Raw genomic sequence first — 16,833 nt, forward strand, 5'->3', positions numbered from 1 at the left:
GTTTTGTTATGATTTTTTATTTCTCCTACAGAATGACTAAAACCACTGCCTTACACTGGTTGTACCAAAATAAGTGGCTTAATGACGACTGCCCATAATTCGGCATTATTTTTTTGCCATTCCAATGCCTGTTGATCACTCGTAGGGTTTACTTGGTCGTTTTCCATCCATTGCTTGATCGTTACAGTATCGTCATCGGCAACGGCTTTAGCGACGTTAACCAAATCTAATTCCTTAGCAATACTCACTACGTTACCACTGGCGAAATGCGGTTCTAGCTCCTGCCATGATACGCGCGCTGTTTCGCGATTAATTTTGTCTGTCGAGTTGAGTTCTTCGTTTTCCATACCGCCTCTCTTGCGATGATTAACCGGTTGTTTTGATGCAATATTGTGCTTGCTAATGGTGAAGTTGTTGCTCTTTCGCAGATTTTATTAACGCATCGGCGCTAGTAATTAACTTTTGACGATTAAAAATGACTTGCAGTCGTGACCCCCCGACTTGCCGCCATAAAATCGCCGAGCGAATACCCGCAAATAGCAGTACACGTATTTGATTGGCTACACGCGACTGCTGCAAATAGTTGTAATCACCATTGACCTGAATACGAAAACTAAATGTGCTAATCGTACTGGTATAAACATCTGCAAGATTGGCTATTACGTTGTCATGTGTGGGCTCAAACAATTCGGCCTGACGTTGAGTTTGCTCTATTCGTTGTCCGATAGTGTTTAGCATTGTTGTTTGTTTCATGAGCTTTTTTTGTAAATGTACAATGCCCATCACATAACGCACAATATCGTTGCCATGTGGTGTATTCACTTTTTTAAGTGTGTTGCGCAACTGTATTAAACCGGCCAGAATCTTATCGGTACCGCCATACACATCGCTAATATTTTTTGGATTTTGTTCAAACAGACTATGTACCGCAGTTTTTAGGTCTCCTTGGTTCAATTGGCCGCTAGTGGCTAATTGTTGCACCAATAAAGCAGATTGAAACATACCACTTAATGCGAGTGTGCGTTCTTCCCAAGGAGAAAAACGAGGATTAGGGTCTGAAATGGGTGAATCATCGATAGACATAAAATGACAGTACTATGTTTGTTGATTGATAAAGTGGCAGCTATTCGAAACAACTGCTCAAGGTGAGTATGGCTTTATTACTGTTCGGTTAACTTCATTTCGTCATGCTGGGTTTGATTCTATTACTGTCCGGTTAATTTCATTTCGTCATGCCGGGCTTGACCCGGTATCCAGCCAATCGCTGAAACCAGTGGATTCCGAATAAGCAAAAAACGCTTTTCGGAATGACGTGCTTCTTTTCTATTTTAATGCCGCTAATAACTAATAATGCTCTTTGGTGATGATCCATAGTGCCTGTGGTTAATTGGCTTTACGTTAACCGGACAGTGATGGTATGGCTTAGTCATCCATGGCCTATTAGATATATTACTGGTGGCGATATAACAACTTATCAAGAGCGGCCTTTAATTACAGCGACTCTCAATCACCGCGCCACCCAGACATTGCTCGCCGTCATAGAGAACAATCGATTGCCCTGGCGTTACAGCACGTTGAGGCTCATCAAAGCTAACACTGATATTTCCTTCGCTATTGAGTTGAACATGGCAGGTTTGATCTGCTTGGCGATAGCGAATTTTTGCCATACAGCGTAGTGTTTGATTGGCATTCACGTTGTTAGTATTTAACGAAGGCGGATTAATCCAGTGCATGCCACTTGCCGTTAAGTGTTGATGATAAAGGCGAGGGTGCTTATCGCCTTGAACGACGACAAGCTGATTGTTTTCCAAATCCTTATCGACCACATACCATGGTGCATCGGGTGCGTTTTTTACGCCGCCAATCCCCAAGCCTTGGCGCTGCCCCATCGTGTGATACATCAGCCCCGAGTGTCGTCCAATAACTTGCCCCTTATCAGTTACAATGTCGCCTTCTTGTGCGGGTAAGTATTGTTCTAAAAAGTCTTTAAAGCGGCGCTCGCCAATAAAGCAAATGCCTGTACTGTCTTTTTTGTTGTGAGTAATAAGACCATGCTGCTCGGCTAGTTGACGGACTACCGGTTTTTCGAGTTCACCGACAGGAAACAGCGTTTTTGCTAATTGCTCGCTGCCCACGGCGTGTAAAAAATAACTTTGGTCTTTATTGTTATCGCAACCCTTCATCAGTTGCGTATCGCCAGTACTGTCGTCGCGGCGAACATAATGCCCAGTGGCGATCATATCGGCGCCCAATACCTTGGCGTAGTCTAAAAACACTTTAAATTTAATTTCTCGATTACATAAAATATCAGGATTAGGCGTGCGGCCGGCTTTGTATTCGGCTAAAAAATATTCAAAGACATTATCCCAATACTCAGCCGCAAAGTTAGCCGTATGTAATTTAATACCTAACGTATCACAGACACGTTGGGCATCGGCCAAATCAGCTTTGGCAGAACAGTACTCAGTACCATCATCCTCATCCCAGTTCTTCATAAACAGCCCTTCCACCTGATAGCCCTGTTGTTGTAGTAACAGAGCTGTAACAGAAGAATCAACACCGCCAGACATGCCAACCATGACACGTGTGTTTTCGGGGGTAGTAGAAGAGGTAGAAGCAGCCATAAAAACAATACCGAAATGGGTAATTAAAAACAGGGTGCGCATTTTAACGCTTTTTATTGTGGTTTGCTGGACTAATGTATTTTTGTTGCTGGGAATTTTTTGTCACTAAAAACAACATGTTGCGCGTCAAATTTATAGTGCTTTGAGACGGTTGTCACAGAAAATAAATAAAAAAGCCATTAAATTGACAAAATGAGACCTGTGAACTACTTGTCCATGGCGAAATCCTAATTCAGCCTAAAAAAGGCAGTGAAAACAGACCGCGACAGTAATTTTTCCAACCAAAACTGTTGAAATTTAGCGTTTTAAATTCGCGTTCAATTGGTGTTTTTCCATTTCGCCCAGAATGCGTTCGATGCTGATTATAATAATCCTTAAAATTAGAAAGCTTTCGCTCTAAATCGACTGAATTCCAAAATAGTGTTTGGTCGAGTAGCTCACGACGAACGGTACCAATGAGCCGTTCAACAAAGGGGTGTGATATTGGCGTGTAAGGTACGGTTTTTATTTCTTCAATTTCTAGCATGCGGAGATTGGCTTTCCAACGATGAGACTTAAATAGAGGGTCGTTATCGGAACTAAGGTGTTTAGGTAGGGTCTGTTTGGATTTAATATCGTTAAACATACGACAGATAGCGATGCCATTTAAATCGCCGGGATTAACGGCAAAACCAACAATTCTGCGCGTGAATTGATCCATCACAAGCATGACCCAATGACTTTTTAAACTGGCCGATTCACAGCGAAAAAAGTCGACGCTCCACAAACTGTCTTTTGCATGGCCTAGAAACGTTAGCCAAGATGGGCCATCGTTATCCGATGTAGGTTTATCATGTTTTTCCAGTACTCGACGAACCACGTCTTTATCAATATCAAGGCCAAAGGCTACATTCAGTTGTTGAGCTATTCTTGGATAACCGAATCGAGGGTTACGATGCTTCATTTCTAAAATGGCATTGATCAGTTCTTGTGATGGTCCTTTAGGCCCGGGCTTTCGTTTATGCGCCGATGAAAACAGTGAGGAGTATTTTTTGTTGACCAAAGCCTTATGGAACCTGAGTAAGGTAGAAGGCTTGATGATAATGGCGATTTTTGTCTGCTGATTCTTTGTCGTCCAAAGTGAGCATAAGCCAAATAGAAATCGATCCGCGCTTGTAAGTTTAGGTGCACGCTTTTGTGAACGGCTAACGATTAGCAGTTGGTGTCTCAATGCAGCATTCTCAGCAACAAGCTTACGATAGCCACCAAGTCTACACAGTTTGGCAAAAGCGGCGATCAGATGCCAAATGAATAGGATGGTAACTTTCATGGCGCGGCATCGTACAGCTCAATAATGGATCTGACAAGGTTGTTTTTGACGATTAGTGGGTGCTTTTATATCAACCATTCGCCAAGGACAGCTCAGGTTATTTGATCTGTGAGTAAAGCCTAGTCGTGGATAATGACTAGGCTTTTTACTACCTACAGTTTACGTTTTAATCGTCACTTTAGTATCAACCAATTCTGCTATCACCTGTTCCACTTGTTGACGTAGCCAATGTTGATTAAAAAGAGTAAATAGGGACTCAGGCACTCAAAAATCGTGAGCCACTCACGGTGTTAAGCCAAAACAATCGTGTTGTGCTGATTAGAGCTTTGTTTAAATGGTTAGCAAGAAACAATCATCTACTCTACAACCCTGCTAGTGATCTTGAGATGCTGAGAGTCGAGAAGTGGCCATCTAAAGCCGTATTAAGTGAAGAGGAAGCAGAAACCATACTCAACCTACTCGATACCAGTACACCGATAGGATTACGCTAGGCCGTGATGATGCTTATCTGTTCGTGACTAAGATGGGAGAAGTGTTTAGCGCGAATGCCATGACTAAGCTGGTGAAGGATTATGTTAACGAAGCCGATACAGGCAAGAAAGGTTCATGTCACCTGTTCCGTACACTTGCGTTACGTTAATGTTAGAAGGCGGTGAAGATGTGAGATATATTCAAGCCTGCTAGGTTATGCGAAATTAGAGACTACAGGGATTTATAAGCAAGTGAGTATTAAGCAGTTAAAGGATATTCAGACACTCGCGCATCCTGCAAAGATTACTAAATCCAACGATAGCAATAATTGCTAAAGCTTGTTATTATTGTCGTGCGCACGACAAATAGAATAGGTGTTTATTATGAATGTTTCTTTAACCCCACAGTTAGAAAATTATGTCAAAGAAAAGGTCTCAGCAGGGATGTATAACTCGGTCAGTGAGGTTATGCGCGAAGCGTTACGATTATTAGAGGAACGAGACGCACTGAAAGCAATGAAATTAGCTGCGTTGAGAAATGACCTGCAACATGGCATTGATGAACTCGATAATGGTGTAGGCAGCCCATTAGATATGGATGCGATCAAAGCTAAAGCACGTGCTCGACAAGGAAAGCTATCTTAATGCTTAATATCATTAAATCGCCTACTTCAGAAGAAGACTTGATTGATATCTGGCTGTACATTGCTGAAGACCAGCCCGTGAATGCTGATAGATTGTTAGACCGCTTGAACGAGGCGATGATTAAGCTAACGGAAATGCCGAAAATGGGTGTTGAGCGGCCTGAATTGATTAAAGAATTAAGAAGCTATCCCGTAGGTAAATACATCTTGTATTACCGTATAAAAGACAATGATCTTGAAGTGGTGAGAGTGTTATCGTCATCGAGAGATATAGACAGTATTGATTGGTAAAAAGATCAAAAACGTTCATCGGAGGCTGTAGGCTTCTTCCTCCGCTTGTCTGTGTCTTGCAATTACTGCTCCCACACATCCTTGTGTTCCCCAGCATTAGTGCATCCTGCACGTCAAAAGCAGCAAGCCAAATGCCAAGCTACCAATGTACAGGGCTGATTGTTCATCACTACGTAAGAGTGAGCTAAAAGGTTGCGGTCCGTTCCTTCCAGTTGTTGTCATGCTGGTTGCAAAAAATCCGCAACCATCACGCCAAAAACTTCCAGTCACTAAACGCGCAGCCTCTTTAGCCAGTCCCTGGCGCGCACCTTGCCCAGTCTCGTATTTTTATTGCTGGCAAAAAGTACCATCAATAAAAATCCTTCACTGCCCCGTTTTACCTTATACATTCGCCTAGATAAAAGGTAGGCGAACGGGGTAAAAAGGCAGGCTATTGTATTTCTAGAATAGGCGCTTTCTCTTAAGAGCTTGATTCTATAACCCTAGAAAGAATGACGTCGTTATTTATAGGGAATTGTTTGCTTACTACATACAGCAACTAAAAGAGGATGGAGCTGCAATCACTGGAACTGGATTCGTAACCACATTAAGTGGATATTAGGGGATGCCAAATTAAAGACTGCAGGAGTATATGCTCAAGTAAGTATTAGCCGTTAAAGGATGTACATACACTGGCGCATATTGCGAAGATCCGTAAAACAACGTAGTACGGCAACGTTATTTATAGTACGATATATAGTATTACTAACAATACTGTTGTGGGTGAGGTGCATAATGAATAGTCTGACTGCAAATGAGCTTAAGACTAAAGGAGTGTCGGCGGTTGAGGCTCACTTAGCCATTAATGAAGAGGTCATTATCTCCGTGAGAGGACAAGATAAATATGTCGTAATGGATTTGGAAAAATATGCCAAGTTGAGAGAATACGAGTTAGAAATAGCGGTTCAAGAAGCCAAGACTGATCTCGAAACAGAGAATTATCAAATCAGTACGGTTAGTGAGCATATGAAGCAGGTGATGGATGACTTATAGGATACTGTACCCTGATAGCTATGTTAGGCGAGCAAAGAAGTTCCTAAAAAAGCACCCGGAAATACAGAACCAATATCAAAAAACCTTAGAGTTGCTAGAGATTAATCCTCAACATCCGTCACTGAGATTACATGGTTTACACGGGCGACTAGAGGGCTTGTCATCGGTCTCTATCAATATGAGTTACCGCATTGTGCTGGAGTTTATTATACGAGACGGTGATATTATTTTGGTTGATGTAGGCAACCATAACCAAGTGTATTGAGCGCAAAACCTAAAAGGCCAAAAGCGCTTATAGGAGGCTTTGACCTCGCCAATCTACAAAAAGATTTTGACAGCCCTCTAGGCAAAAGCACCGCTGAAGGTACCGACGGTAATGCCCAAAGCACCGGCTTTAATGTATCCATTAGCTTAGGCAGCAGTCGTAGCTAAACCCGCAAAACACCGAGCAGCGCAACGTACCAGGCAGCACCTTATCGGCTGGAGGGGGTATTACATATTACCATTACCGCTCGCGGTGATAGTGATAGTAACAACCGTTTATTTACTGATAAATCTCTAGCGCGTACCTTTTTCCAAGTAGATAGTCATCCAGCGCACTCTTCACCATATTGCTGCGCATGGCATTGGTTTGTGTCATGATGGTTTCGTATGTCATCCATACGGCATCTATAATGCCTTTGTCGAGTGGTTGCGCAGGGTGATGTTTAATCGGTGTCGCTGCAAAGACATGTCGTAAATAGGTGATGCCATTATTGCCAATAAAGCGGTAGATGCCGACGATATGTGTTAGTTTTACCTCCCAACCGGTTTCTTCTCTCGTTTCTCTTATTGCTGCGCTGGCTAAACTTTCCCCTTCATCAAGATGTCCTGCGGGCTGGTTGTAGACTGCTTGGCCGTCGCGAATTTCATGTACCAGTAGGTATTCTTTGTCACCGAGAGTATTGATACGCTCAACGACGGTTGCCACTGTAACGTTAGGTTTCCATCTATCGTTCATGCTTTTTCCTTTGTTGTTTGGTCATTCCTTTTTTACGCGAGATTGGACTATTTGGGCTATGACTTGAATGGCGGTGGCGGCTATTTTTCGGCTTATTTTTCGATGGTTTTTTTGCAGCCATATGTTTCTTCGGGGGTGGCGCTACCGTGACTATTTTATGTTCTCCCGGTTGTAGCCCTTCGAGGCTCCAATTACCAACGCTATGTCTAATTAGCCGTAATGTCGGTAAGCCTACGGCGGCTGTCATTCTTCTGATTTGGCGATTGCGACCTTCGGTAATTGTTATCGATAACCAGTGAGTAGGAATGGCTTGACGAAACCTCACCGGTGGCGTGCGCGACCATAGCTCGGGTGCTGGTATGGTGTCGACAATGGCAGGCAGCGTAGGCCCATCGTTTAAAGTAACGCCTTGGCGCAATTGCTCGATAGCGTTTAGATCTTCTTCACCTTCGACTTGCACCCAATAGGTTTTTGCCTGTTTATGTTTTGGATGGGAGAGGTGGTGTTGTAGTGCGCCATCATCGGTGAGTAATAGTAGACCTTCTGAGTCGTAATCGAGTCTACCGGCAGGATAAACGCCTTTTTTGTCGATATAGAGCGCCAATGTTTCTTTTACCGTCTGGCTTTTGGATGAATTTTCACTAGTGGATGTGTGTTTTTGAGGTTTTTCTTGGGTTTCCTTTTGGGGCTTCTCTAAAGAAAATTGCGAAAGCACGCGATAGGGTTTGTTAAACAGGATAAGTGTTGGCATGGGTGAATGATTGATATTTTACGGGTTATTCAAACGATGTATGTATGCTATCACTCTTTTAAATAGCCGTCTGTGCTAGTATCGCGATCCTGAAAAATAGTCGCCCTTAGTGCTTGTAATTGTTTGTAGCCGAGTTACTTATTCAATTAGTATCTTGTGTACAGATACCGCACAAATAGCGTAAATCGACTACACTATCTTACAGCGTGGTGTCTGCCAGTGAATCATCGTTCACATGGCTAATGCGTTATTCGCAAGTACGCAGGCATCTCATTCTCCATGTGACATAGAAACCCAATCTCTGACTGGCCGTTTGGCGGTTAACCATAGACTCAATAGGAATAGAGGATCATTTAATGTCTACTCAACGCCCCACCATTATTTATACGCATACCGACGAAGCGCCAGCCTTAGCGACTTATTCGTTGCTGCCCATTGTTAAAGCCTACACTAAGGTGGCTGGTGTCGATGTTGAAACTCGAGATATTTCATTAGCTGCGCGAATTCTAGCGGTTTTTTCTGAGCACTTAGAGAGTAATCAAGTAGTTGCGGATGCCTTATCAGAATTGGGTGATTTAGCCAAAACACCAGAAGCGAATATCATTAAATTACCCAATGTCAGTGCTTCTGTTCCGCAACTTAAAGCAGCTATTAAAGAGCTACAAGCACAAGGTTATGCATTACCGGAGTATCCTGAAGAGCCCGAGAATGACAGTGAGCAAGAGATTAAAGCTTGTTACGATAAGGTAAAAGGCAGCGCGGTTAACCCAGTATTGCGCGAGGGTAATTCGGATCGACGAGCGCCTGCATCAGTCAAAGAGTATGCACGTAATAACCCTCATTCTATGGGAGCATGGGCTGCTGATTCTAAAACCCATGTCGCTAGCATGAGCAGCGGTGACTTTTTTGGCAGCGAGCAATCAACAACGATGGTTGCGCCAGGCAGTGTGAAAATTGAGCATGTGGATAATAATGGCGTCGTAACCGTACTAAAAGAGAGTGTGCCGGTATTAGCGGGTGAAATTATTGATTCTGCAGTGATGAGTCAGTCAGCCTTAAAAACATTTTTAGCAAAAGCCATTGATGAAGCAAAAGAAGAGGGTGTTTTACTATCGTTACACCTAAAAGCCACGATGATGAAAGTGTCTGACCCGATTATGTTTGGTTTGGCAGTGAAGGTTTATTTTAAAGAAGTATTTGATAAATACGGTTCGACTTTTGATGAATTAGGTGTTGATACTAATAACGGTTTGGGTGATGTTTACGCGAAGATCGCACAATTACCCGATGTGCAACGTGAAGAGATAGAGCGGGCAATTAATGATTGTTATGCCGTTCGACCAGAGCTGGCAATGGTCAATTCTGATAAGGGAATTACTAACTTACATGTACCGAGTGATGTGATTATTGATGCATCAATGCCTGCAGCGATTCGCTCGTCTGGTCGTATGTGGGGAGCCGACGGCCAGTTAAAAGATACTAAGGCGGTTATTCCTGATCGTTGTTATGCAGGTGTTTATCAAGCGACGATCGATGATTGTAAAAAGCATGGCGCCTTTGATCCGACTACGATGGGTAGTGTGTCTAATGTTGGTTTAATGGCGCAAAAAGCAGAAGAATATGGATCGCATGATAAGACATTTCAAATGACTGCTAACGGGACGGTACGTGTTGTAAGTCAGGAAGGTGATGTGCTTATGCAACACGGTGTTGCCGAGGGCGATATTTGGCGCATGTGCCAAGTAAAAGATGCGCCGATTCAAGATTGGGTAAAACTCGCGGTAAACCGCGCACGCGCAACAAATAACCCGGCTATATTTTGGCTCAATAGCGAGCGTGCACATGACGCACAGCTTATTAAGAAAGTCGAAGCGTACCTACAAGATCATGACACCGATGGTTTAGATATTCGTATTTTAGCGCCAGTAGAAGCCACGCTATTTTCACTGGAACGTCTCCGGAAAGGAAAAGATACAATCTCTGTGACCGGGAATGTACTTAGAGATTATTTGACGGATTTATTTCCTATTTTAGAAGTGGGTACTAGTGCCAAAATGCTCTCGATCGTTCCTTTAATGAATGGTGGTGGTCTGTTTGAAACCGGTGCGGGTGGATCAGCGCCAAAGCATGTTCAGCAGTTTGTAGAAGAAGGGCATTTACGGTGGGACTCTTTAGGTGAGTTTTTAGCGTTATCGGTCTCTCTAGAGCATGTTGATAATGTGTTTGGTAATGAAAAAGCAAAAGTGCTAGGGCAAATGTTGGATGCGGCTACTGGTAAATTTTTATTGGAAGATAAATCGCCATCGCGGAAAGTAGGCCAATTAGATAATCGGGGGAGCCATTTTTATTTAGCGCTTTTCTGGGCGCAGGCACTAGCAGAACAAACAGATGATGCTGAGTTGAAAGAATACTTCACTCCAGTGGCTCAGCAGTTAGCTGACAATGAATCACTTATTGTTGAGCAATTGAATAATGCTCAAGGTGCTCCGGTTGATATTGGTGGTTACTACCAACCTAACGTCGAGCTAATGGTAAAAGCGATGCGCCCAAGCGAAGCACTGAATGCTATCGTGGATGCATTGTAAGCTGTTTATACTTAGTCGCGATCTCTAACTGTTTAAACGCGATAAGTGGCCTGTTTAAAAACCGTAATCATGCATGTTCTGTTGAATATCCGTGGTTGCGGTTTTTTACTATAGAGACGACGGTGAGAGAGCTTTGTGTGAATAGTGTAAACGTTGTGCTTAGTAGGAGGCGAGAAATAGCCTCGAATACGTCATTCGAAAAAAGTGGCCTGAATAGAGTCCTTCTTTAGAGAGGCGGGTTGAGTGTTTATTCAGCTGTTTCTAAGTGATCAAGATCAGAGCTTACTGTATCTGCAGAGTCACTCGCGTTGCTATCATCACTCGTTGCCATATCGTTAGCAGTGATATTAGTCGCGTGTAGCCCTTTATCGCCGCCAATGGTATCAAAAGAGACAGCTTGTCCTGCCTTAAGCGTTTTATACCCATCCATTTCAATAGAGCTGTAATGAGCAAATAGGTCTTCGCCACCGTCATCCGGTAGGATGAATCCGTAGCCTTTTGCATTGTTGAACCACTTAACTGTACCCGTAGCCATGGTTACTTCCTTCTTGTTCTGCTAGCTAATCGAGTAGCAAACTACCGATTAGAACAAGCGTTTACGTGTTATTATTATTGACCGTTTTTACGGTTAAGCTGTTCAAAAAACAGCCTAACGCCTAATTTATACGCAAACCGGTTCGGAATGTCAAACTTTTGTTCATCCGTAACGTCATAGAGTCGCGTATAGCCACAATGACAACTTTCCAGCAGATCCTAAAAAAATGTTCTTATCACAATTAAATCTAGGTGCAATTTCCAATCATCAACTAAGATTAAGTAAAGATGATGATATTCATCAACATGATTATGGGGATAGCCTACAGGTACAAGAAGCGGAACCTGTTATTAAAAAGCCCCCCATGTATAAAGTGCTTATGTTAAATGATGATTACACGCCGATGGAGTTTGTTGTGTATGCATTAGAGAGCTTTTTTAGCATGGGTAGAGAGCAAGCAACAAAAGTTATGTTGCAAGTGCATACAGAAGGAAAAGCTGTCTGTGGCGTCTATACTAAAGACATAGCAGAGACAAAGGCCGCACAAGTTAATCAGTGTGCCAAAGACAATGAGCATCCACTATTGTGTGAAATAGATGCGATGGAAGATGAATAAAATTTTTAGTAAATGTTGAGGATGTATTATGTTAAGTAAAGAGTTAGAGCAAACGCTAAACGATGCCTTTACTCATGCAAGATCAAAACGTCATGAGTTTATGACCGTTGAACATTTATTACTTGCCTTATTAGACAATGATTCAGCCTCTTCCGTGCTTATCGCCTGCGGCTCAAAAGTCGATGAATTGCGCAAAGAGTTAATTGAATTTGTTGATACTACAACACCGCTATTCGACGTGAGTGATAGTGAACGGGAAACACAGCCAACCTTAGGGTTTCAGCGTGTTTTGCAGCGTGCAGTCTTTCATGTTCAGTCGTCGGGTAAGCAGGAAGTATCGGGCGCCAATGTATTGGTAGCGCTGTTTAGTGAGCAGGAAAGCCAAGCGGTCTACTTCTTAAAAGTACAAAGTATCGCGCGCATCGATATTGTTAATTATATTACGCATGGTATTTCTAAAGTTGGCGATGATGGGGTGAGTCCGAGTGATGAAAGCGACCAAACTAATGCAGCAGAAAATGCTGAAAATGGTAATGCCAGTGGCACTAACCCTTTAGAGAGTTATGCGACCAACCTTAATGAATTAGCACTAGAAGGAAAAATTGATCCTCTTATTGGTCGCGATAGTGAAGTCGAGCGTGTCGGGCAGATATTATCCCGTCGACGCAAAAACAATCCATTGTTAGTCGGAGAATCCGGTGTTGGTAAAACAGCGATTGCTGAAGGTCTCGCTAAGCAAATAGTTGATGGCAAGGTGCCTGAAGTATTAGAAAATAGTGTGGTTTACTCCTTAGATATGGGGGCATTATTAGCGGGTACTAAGTATCGTGGGGATTTTGAAAAACGTTTAAAAGCGTTGTTGGCTGAACTGAAAAAACGTAAAGATTCGATTTTATTTATTGATGAGATTCACACCATTATTGGTGCAGGCGCCACGTCGGGTGGTGTGATGGATGCGTCGAATTTATTGAAGCCATTATTATCTTCTGGCGAAATGCGTTGTGTAGGTTCAACCACTTTCCAGGAGTACCGTGGAATTTTTGATAAAGACCGCGCATTATCTCGTCGTTTTCAAAAAGTGGATGTTAACGAGCCATCGGTTGATGATACCTACAAAATTCTTAAAGGGCTGAAGTCGCGCTTTGAAGAGCATCATCACGTAAAATATACCGACACCGCATTGCGTTCTGCGGCTGAATTATCCAGTCGCTATATTAATGATCGCTTTATGCCAGACAAAGCTATTGATGTGATTGATGAAGCCGGTGCTTTCCAACAATTACAGCCTACCAGTAAGCGTAAGAAGCAACTCGGTGTGCACGATATTGAAAATATTGTTGCAAAAATTGCGCGTATTCCTGCTAAAACGATTTCCAGTAGTGATAAGGACCAATTACGTAAACTAGACAGTACACTCAAAATGACCGTGTTTGGTCAAGATGAAGGTATTGATGCGCTGACGACATCGATTAAGTTGTCGCGTGCAGGTTTGGGTGCCGAAGAAAAGCCCATTGGTTCATTCTTATTTTCTGGGCCAACAGGTGTGGGTAAAACAGAGTTGTGTCGTCAGCTATCTGATGCCATGGGTGTCGAGTTGATCCGCTTTGATATGTCCGAATACATGGAGCGACACACGGTATCGCGTTTAATTGGCGCACCTCCCGGTTATGTTGGTTTTGATCAAGGTGGCTTATTAACGGAGGCTGTGACCAAACATCCTTACAGTATTGTATTGTTGGATGAAATTGAAAAAGCACATCCAGAAGTGTTTAACCTTTTATTGCAAGTAATGGATCATGGTACGTTGACGGATAACAACGGGCGTAAGGCCGATTTCCGCAATGTGGTACTCATTATGACGACGAATGCAGGTGCAGAAGAAATGAGTCGAGCGTCTATTGGCTTTACGCACCAAGATCATAGTTCGGACGGTAAAGAAGCGCTGAAGAAAATGTTTACACCAGAGTTTCGCAATCGCTTAGATTCGGTTATTCAGTTTTCTGCGCTGTCGAAAGATGTGGTCAAAACCGTGGTTGATAAATTTCTTGTGCAGTTGCAAACTCAGTTGGATGAAAAGCGTGTGCATCTTAATGTCACCAGTGAGGCTAGAGAGTGGTTAGCCAATAATGGTTATGACGAAAAAATGGGCGCACGTCCAATGGCGCGGCTAATCCAAGAAAAACTCAAAAAACCATTGGCAGAACTGGTATTGTTTGGAGAGTTAAGTAATGGTGGAGATGTCACCGTCACCGTCGAAGACGATGATATTAATTTTGAGTTTGAAAACGCGCTCGAAACAGTTTGATTGAATAGTTAACACCCATAAAAAAAGAGGCATATGCCTCTTTTTTTATGGGTGTTAACAGACTCGCTAGTGGTTACACTCGCTAAATGTCTACAAAGTTTATCGTGCTCGGAAGGTAATGCGACCTTTTGATAAATCGTATGGTGTCATTTCTACTTTAACCTTATCGCCCGTTAATATGCGAATATAGTTTTTGCGCATTTTTCCAGAGATATGAGCATTCACCACGTGACCATTTTCTAACTTAACGCGGAATGTCGTGTTTGGCAAAGTGTCGATCACTTCGCCTTCTAATTCAATGTTGTCTTCTTTTGCCATTCGAAAAAAGTATCCTAAGCGGGGTAGTCATAAAGCGCTGCATTTTGCCTGAAAATCCATCAATAGCCAAGCGTATTGGCGAAATTAGCTAGAGTTTGTTGATAAAGGCTCGAAGGTTGTTGTTTTAGGTATTAGTTTACCTGTACCCAACGATTGCCTGACTGAATTTCGAGCGGGCGATAGGTTGATTTATAATTCATTTTATTGGAATTTTTTATCCAGTACCCTAGGTAGACACTAGGTAATTGACGTTGCTTGGCTTCTTCGACTAAGTATAAGATCGCGAAACTGCCCAAGCTACGTTTGTCTTCTGCGGGATTATAATAGGTATAAACAGCCGATAGGCCATTGTCCATAATATCGGCCACAGCCGTCGCTACCAACGCTCCCTTATTACGAAACTCATAATAGCTAACGCAAGGCCAAGGTGAGCCTAGAAAACTCTGAAATTGTGACTCAGAAGGTGGGTACATATCACCATCTTTGTGTCGCAAAGAAATATATTTTTCGTAAAGCGCGTAATGCTCTGCTGTATCAATGCTGTCTACTTGGGTGATGCTAAGATCTTGGTTGCGTTTCCATATACGCTTTTGGCTGCGGCTTTGCTTGAAAAGTGCCACGGGAATGCGCATGGGTATACAAGCATTACAGTGTTCGCACAAGGGTTTGTAGATATGTGTACCGCTGCGTCGAAAGCCATATTCAGAAAGTTGTGAATAGAGCGAGCGGTTAATGTGCTGTTTGGGATTAAGAAATACAGTGGATGCCATTTCATCATCGAGGTAGCTACAGCTATGAGGCTGTGTTTGGAAAAACTGTAACGATTCTAAGTCGGAGACCTCTTCAATCGCTTCAATGGTATCTTCTCGTTTGGTCATTCCGGTATTTTACCTCTGGACACAATTACTGCTTAATTATCTTGAGCCATGGGAGACACTTATTCGATGCCCCAGTGACAGTTGACTCCGGTTACATGCTGTTTAATCAGCATTTCAAACGCTTGACGAGAGATTTCTTTCGCACCTAAGGATGCAAGATGATTATTGTGCACCTGACAATCAATACCCACATAGTGCCATTGTTTCAATTGTTCTACCAGATGAAATAGAGCAATTTTTGAACTGTTACTTCGGCGGCTGAACATCGATTCACCAAAAAACATACGGCCTTGCGCAATGCCGTAGAGGCCTCCCACCAAGGTGTTATCTTCCCATACCTCAATAGAGTGTGCATGCCCTAGTTGGTGTAAGTGTGTATAAGCCTCAATCATTTCTTCACTAATCCACGTGCCGGGCTCTTCTCCTCTGGGCTCTGAGCAAGCTAGCATGACCTCCTCGAAAGCTCGGTCGAAGCTAATGGTAAACGTGCTTTTACGGATGGCTTTTTGTAGGCTTCGGCTGATATGCAGTTGATCAATAAACAAAAAAGTACGTGGTGAAGGGGACCACCAAAGAATAGGCTCGCCTTCGTTGAACCAAGGGAAAATGCCTTGCGAATAAGCTTTTAGTAACCATTCGGGTGATAATTGCCCGCCAGCGGCTAATAAGCCATTGGGTTCTGCTAATGCCGTTTGTGTATTTGGAAATTTAGGCGTGTTAGGGTCAAGCCATGTGAGTTGAAGCATACATTGTATTCACTAAGTAAAACATTTAGCCGTTAAAGTGGCTGTACTAGGAGGTAATCATAATGCAACTGACACGATCCACCAATATTATTGGCGGCCTTATTTTACTCGCCTGTGGATGTATTGGCTGTTTTTACCCCGACGCGGTCGCAGCTTACTACGGGTTTGAGTATCAGCAACTAGCGGCAAAAACGACTATCCGGGTACTAGCGGGCTTTTGTATGGGGGTTGGTGGTTTGTTGATGTATTTTGGTTATCACTGTAGCGATCAACGTCCTATATTACTTTCCCTATGGGTGATTCTTGCTAGTTTTGCGTTACCTCGCGCATTAGGTTTATGGCTTGATGGCGTTGATCAACCGACGATGTGGCCGGAGTTAGGCTTTGAGCTGCTGGCTTTATTCGTTGTTGGGGTGATTTATTTACGCAATAAAGTACGAGAATAAAGTCTGCTATAAAAAGCCGTTACAAAATTCTTCATGCTTGATAAACTAACAGGGTTGTAATTGCAAAAAACAATAAAAACTATCTTGTTATAAGACCTATTTACGGGGAATTGTATGAATAAAATCGTTTTAATTATCTTAGCTATCTTCTTGCCACCCGTGGCTGTTTTCTTAAAATCAGGCGTAGGTAAAGATCTCTTGATCAATATTATCTTATGTTTGTTGATGTTCTTCCCGGGTATGGTTCATGCCCTATGGACTGTCACTAAATAAGAAGCGCTAA

21 protein-coding genes are annotated in these 16,833 nt (G+C 42.8%); 11 read left to right on the forward strand and 10 right to left on the reverse strand.

Annotated elements, in window-relative coordinates; genetic code table 11:
- Positions 1-50 precede the first annotated feature (50 nt).
- The 4 genes from ACZ5O6_RS05130 to ACZ5O6_RS05145 form a co-directional block, all read right to left on the reverse strand.
- Positions 51-347, reverse strand: a complete 297-nt coding sequence (locus ACZ5O6_RS05130; protein ID WP_447090753.1) for a DUF2288 domain-containing protein — start codon at positions 345-347, stop codon at positions 51-53.
- A 52-nt stretch (positions 348-399) separates the two neighbouring features.
- Positions 400-1,083: a high frequency lysogenization protein HflD gene (gene hflD, locus ACZ5O6_RS05135; protein WP_447090754.1), complete on the reverse strand. Its 684-nt coding sequence runs from the start codon at positions 1,081-1,083 to the stop codon at positions 400-402.
- Between the two features lie 404 nt (positions 1,084-1,487).
- Positions 1,488-2,624 carry a tRNA 2-thiouridine(34) synthase MnmA gene (gene mnmA, locus ACZ5O6_RS05140; RefSeq protein ID WP_447090963.1) on the reverse strand — a complete coding sequence of 379 codons (1,137 nt, stop codon included), beginning with the start codon at positions 2,622-2,624 and terminating at the stop codon, positions 1,488-1,490.
- Positions 2,625-2,856: 232 nt separating this feature from the next.
- Entirely contained in the window at positions 2,857-3,933 is a 1,077-nt protein-coding gene (locus tag ACZ5O6_RS05145; protein WP_447090755.1) for a transposase, read from the reverse strand.
- A 287-nt stretch (positions 3,934-4,220) separates the two neighbouring features.
- On the opposite strand from ACZ5O6_RS05145, the gene ACZ5O6_RS05150 reads away from it, so the two are divergent.
- From ACZ5O6_RS05150 to ACZ5O6_RS05175, 6 genes are all read left to right on the forward strand, one after another.
- A complete protein-coding gene (locus tag ACZ5O6_RS05150; RefSeq protein ID WP_447090756.1) occupies positions 4,221-4,424 on the forward strand; it encodes a hypothetical protein in 204 nt (67 codons plus the stop codon).
- A gap of 363 nt (positions 4,425-4,787) precedes the next feature.
- Positions 4,788-5,048: a type II toxin-antitoxin system ParD family antitoxin gene (locus tag ACZ5O6_RS05155; RefSeq protein ID WP_447090757.1), complete on the forward strand. Its 261-nt coding sequence runs from the start codon at positions 4,788-4,790 to the stop codon at positions 5,046-5,048.
- The gene (locus ACZ5O6_RS05160; protein WP_447090758.1) at positions 5,048-5,338 is read left to right on the forward strand and encodes a type II toxin-antitoxin system RelE/ParE family toxin; all 291 of its coding nucleotides are present in this window, start codon (positions 5,048-5,050) and stop codon (positions 5,336-5,338) included. Before ACZ5O6_RS05155 ends, ACZ5O6_RS05160 begins: the two co-directional genes overlap by 1 nt.
- Positions 5,339-6,112: 774 nt before the next feature.
- Positions 6,113-6,370: a type II toxin-antitoxin system Phd/YefM family antitoxin gene (locus tag ACZ5O6_RS05165; RefSeq protein ID WP_447090759.1), complete on the forward strand. Its 258-nt coding sequence runs from the start codon at positions 6,113-6,115 to the stop codon at positions 6,368-6,370.
- Positions 6,360-6,635, forward strand: coding sequence for a type II toxin-antitoxin system RelE/ParE family toxin (locus ACZ5O6_RS05170; RefSeq protein ID WP_447090760.1), 276 nt, complete (start codon positions 6,360-6,362; stop codon positions 6,633-6,635). The genes ACZ5O6_RS05165 and ACZ5O6_RS05170 overlap by 11 nt, the downstream gene beginning before the upstream one ends.
- Positions 6,632-6,802: a hypothetical protein gene (locus ACZ5O6_RS05175; protein WP_447090761.1), complete on the forward strand. Its 171-nt coding sequence runs from the start codon at positions 6,632-6,634 to the stop codon at positions 6,800-6,802. Before ACZ5O6_RS05170 ends, ACZ5O6_RS05175 begins: the two co-directional genes overlap by 4 nt.
- A 112-nt stretch (positions 6,803-6,914) precedes the next feature.
- Here ACZ5O6_RS05175 and ACZ5O6_RS05180 read toward each other — a convergent pair whose 3' ends face one another.
- Positions 6,915-7,370 carry an NUDIX hydrolase gene (locus ACZ5O6_RS05180; RefSeq protein WP_447090762.1) on the reverse strand — a complete coding sequence of 152 codons (456 nt, stop codon included), beginning with the start codon at positions 7,368-7,370 and terminating at the stop codon, positions 6,915-6,917.
- Positions 7,360-8,121 carry a pseudouridine synthase gene (locus tag ACZ5O6_RS05185; protein ID WP_447090763.1) on the reverse strand — a complete coding sequence of 254 codons (762 nt, stop codon included), beginning with the start codon at positions 8,119-8,121 and terminating at the stop codon, positions 7,360-7,362. Before ACZ5O6_RS05185 ends, ACZ5O6_RS05180 begins: the two co-directional genes overlap by 11 nt.
- A 356-nt stretch (positions 8,122-8,477) precedes the next feature.
- On the opposite strand from ACZ5O6_RS05185, the gene ACZ5O6_RS05190 reads away from it, so the two are divergent.
- The gene (locus ACZ5O6_RS05190) at positions 8,478-10,706 is read left to right on the forward strand and encodes an NADP-dependent isocitrate dehydrogenase (RefSeq protein ID WP_447090764.1); all 2,229 of its coding nucleotides are present in this window, start codon (positions 8,478-8,480) and stop codon (positions 10,704-10,706) included.
- 247 nt (positions 10,707-10,953) lie between these two features.
- Here ACZ5O6_RS05190 and cspD read toward each other — a convergent pair whose 3' ends face one another.
- Positions 10,954-11,241 carry a cold shock domain-containing protein CspD gene (cspD, locus tag ACZ5O6_RS05195; protein ID WP_447090765.1) on the reverse strand — a complete coding sequence of 96 codons (288 nt, stop codon included), beginning with the start codon at positions 11,239-11,241 and terminating at the stop codon, positions 10,954-10,956.
- Positions 11,242-11,467: 226 nt separating this feature from the next.
- Between cspD and clpS the strand changes: the two genes are divergently transcribed.
- Positions 11,468-11,857, forward strand: coding sequence for an ATP-dependent Clp protease adapter ClpS (clpS, locus tag ACZ5O6_RS05200; protein WP_447090766.1), 390 nt, complete (start codon positions 11,468-11,470; stop codon positions 11,855-11,857).
- Positions 11,858-11,885: 28 nt separating this feature from the next.
- Positions 11,886-14,162, forward strand: coding sequence for an ATP-dependent Clp protease ATP-binding subunit ClpA (gene clpA, locus ACZ5O6_RS05205; RefSeq protein WP_447090767.1), 2,277 nt, complete (start codon positions 11,886-11,888; stop codon positions 14,160-14,162).
- Between the two features lie 99 nt (positions 14,163-14,261).
- Here the strand turns inward: clpA and infA are convergent, their stop codons facing one another.
- From infA to aat, 3 genes are all read right to left on the reverse strand, one after another.
- Positions 14,262-14,480, reverse strand: coding sequence for a translation initiation factor IF-1 (gene infA, locus ACZ5O6_RS05210; RefSeq protein ID WP_447090768.1), 219 nt, complete (start codon positions 14,478-14,480; stop codon positions 14,262-14,264).
- Between the two features lie 131 nt (positions 14,481-14,611).
- Positions 14,612-15,358, reverse strand: coding sequence for an arginyltransferase (locus tag ACZ5O6_RS05215; protein WP_447090769.1), 747 nt, complete (start codon positions 15,356-15,358; stop codon positions 14,612-14,614).
- A gap of 59 nt (positions 15,359-15,417) precedes the next feature.
- The gene (gene aat, locus ACZ5O6_RS05220; RefSeq protein ID WP_447090770.1) at positions 15,418-16,104 is read right to left on the reverse strand and encodes a leucyl/phenylalanyl-tRNA--protein transferase; all 687 of its coding nucleotides are present in this window, start codon (positions 16,102-16,104) and stop codon (positions 15,418-15,420) included.
- 62 nt (positions 16,105-16,166) lie between these two features.
- On the opposite strand from aat, the gene ACZ5O6_RS05225 reads away from it, so the two are divergent.
- Both ACZ5O6_RS05225 and ACZ5O6_RS05230 read left to right on the forward strand, forming a co-directional pair.
- Positions 16,167-16,550 (forward strand): DUF4345 family protein, encoded by a 384-nt coding sequence (locus ACZ5O6_RS05225; RefSeq protein WP_447090771.1) that lies wholly within the window; start codon positions 16,167-16,169, stop codon positions 16,548-16,550.
- Positions 16,551-16,664: 114 nt separating this feature from the next.
- Positions 16,665-16,823 carry a YqaE/Pmp3 family membrane protein gene (locus ACZ5O6_RS05230; protein ID WP_447090772.1) on the forward strand — a complete coding sequence of 53 codons (159 nt, stop codon included), beginning with the start codon at positions 16,665-16,667 and terminating at the stop codon, positions 16,821-16,823.
- Positions 16,824-16,833: the final 10 nt, after the last annotated feature.

It is taken from the genome of Eionea flava (assembly GCF_055393785.1).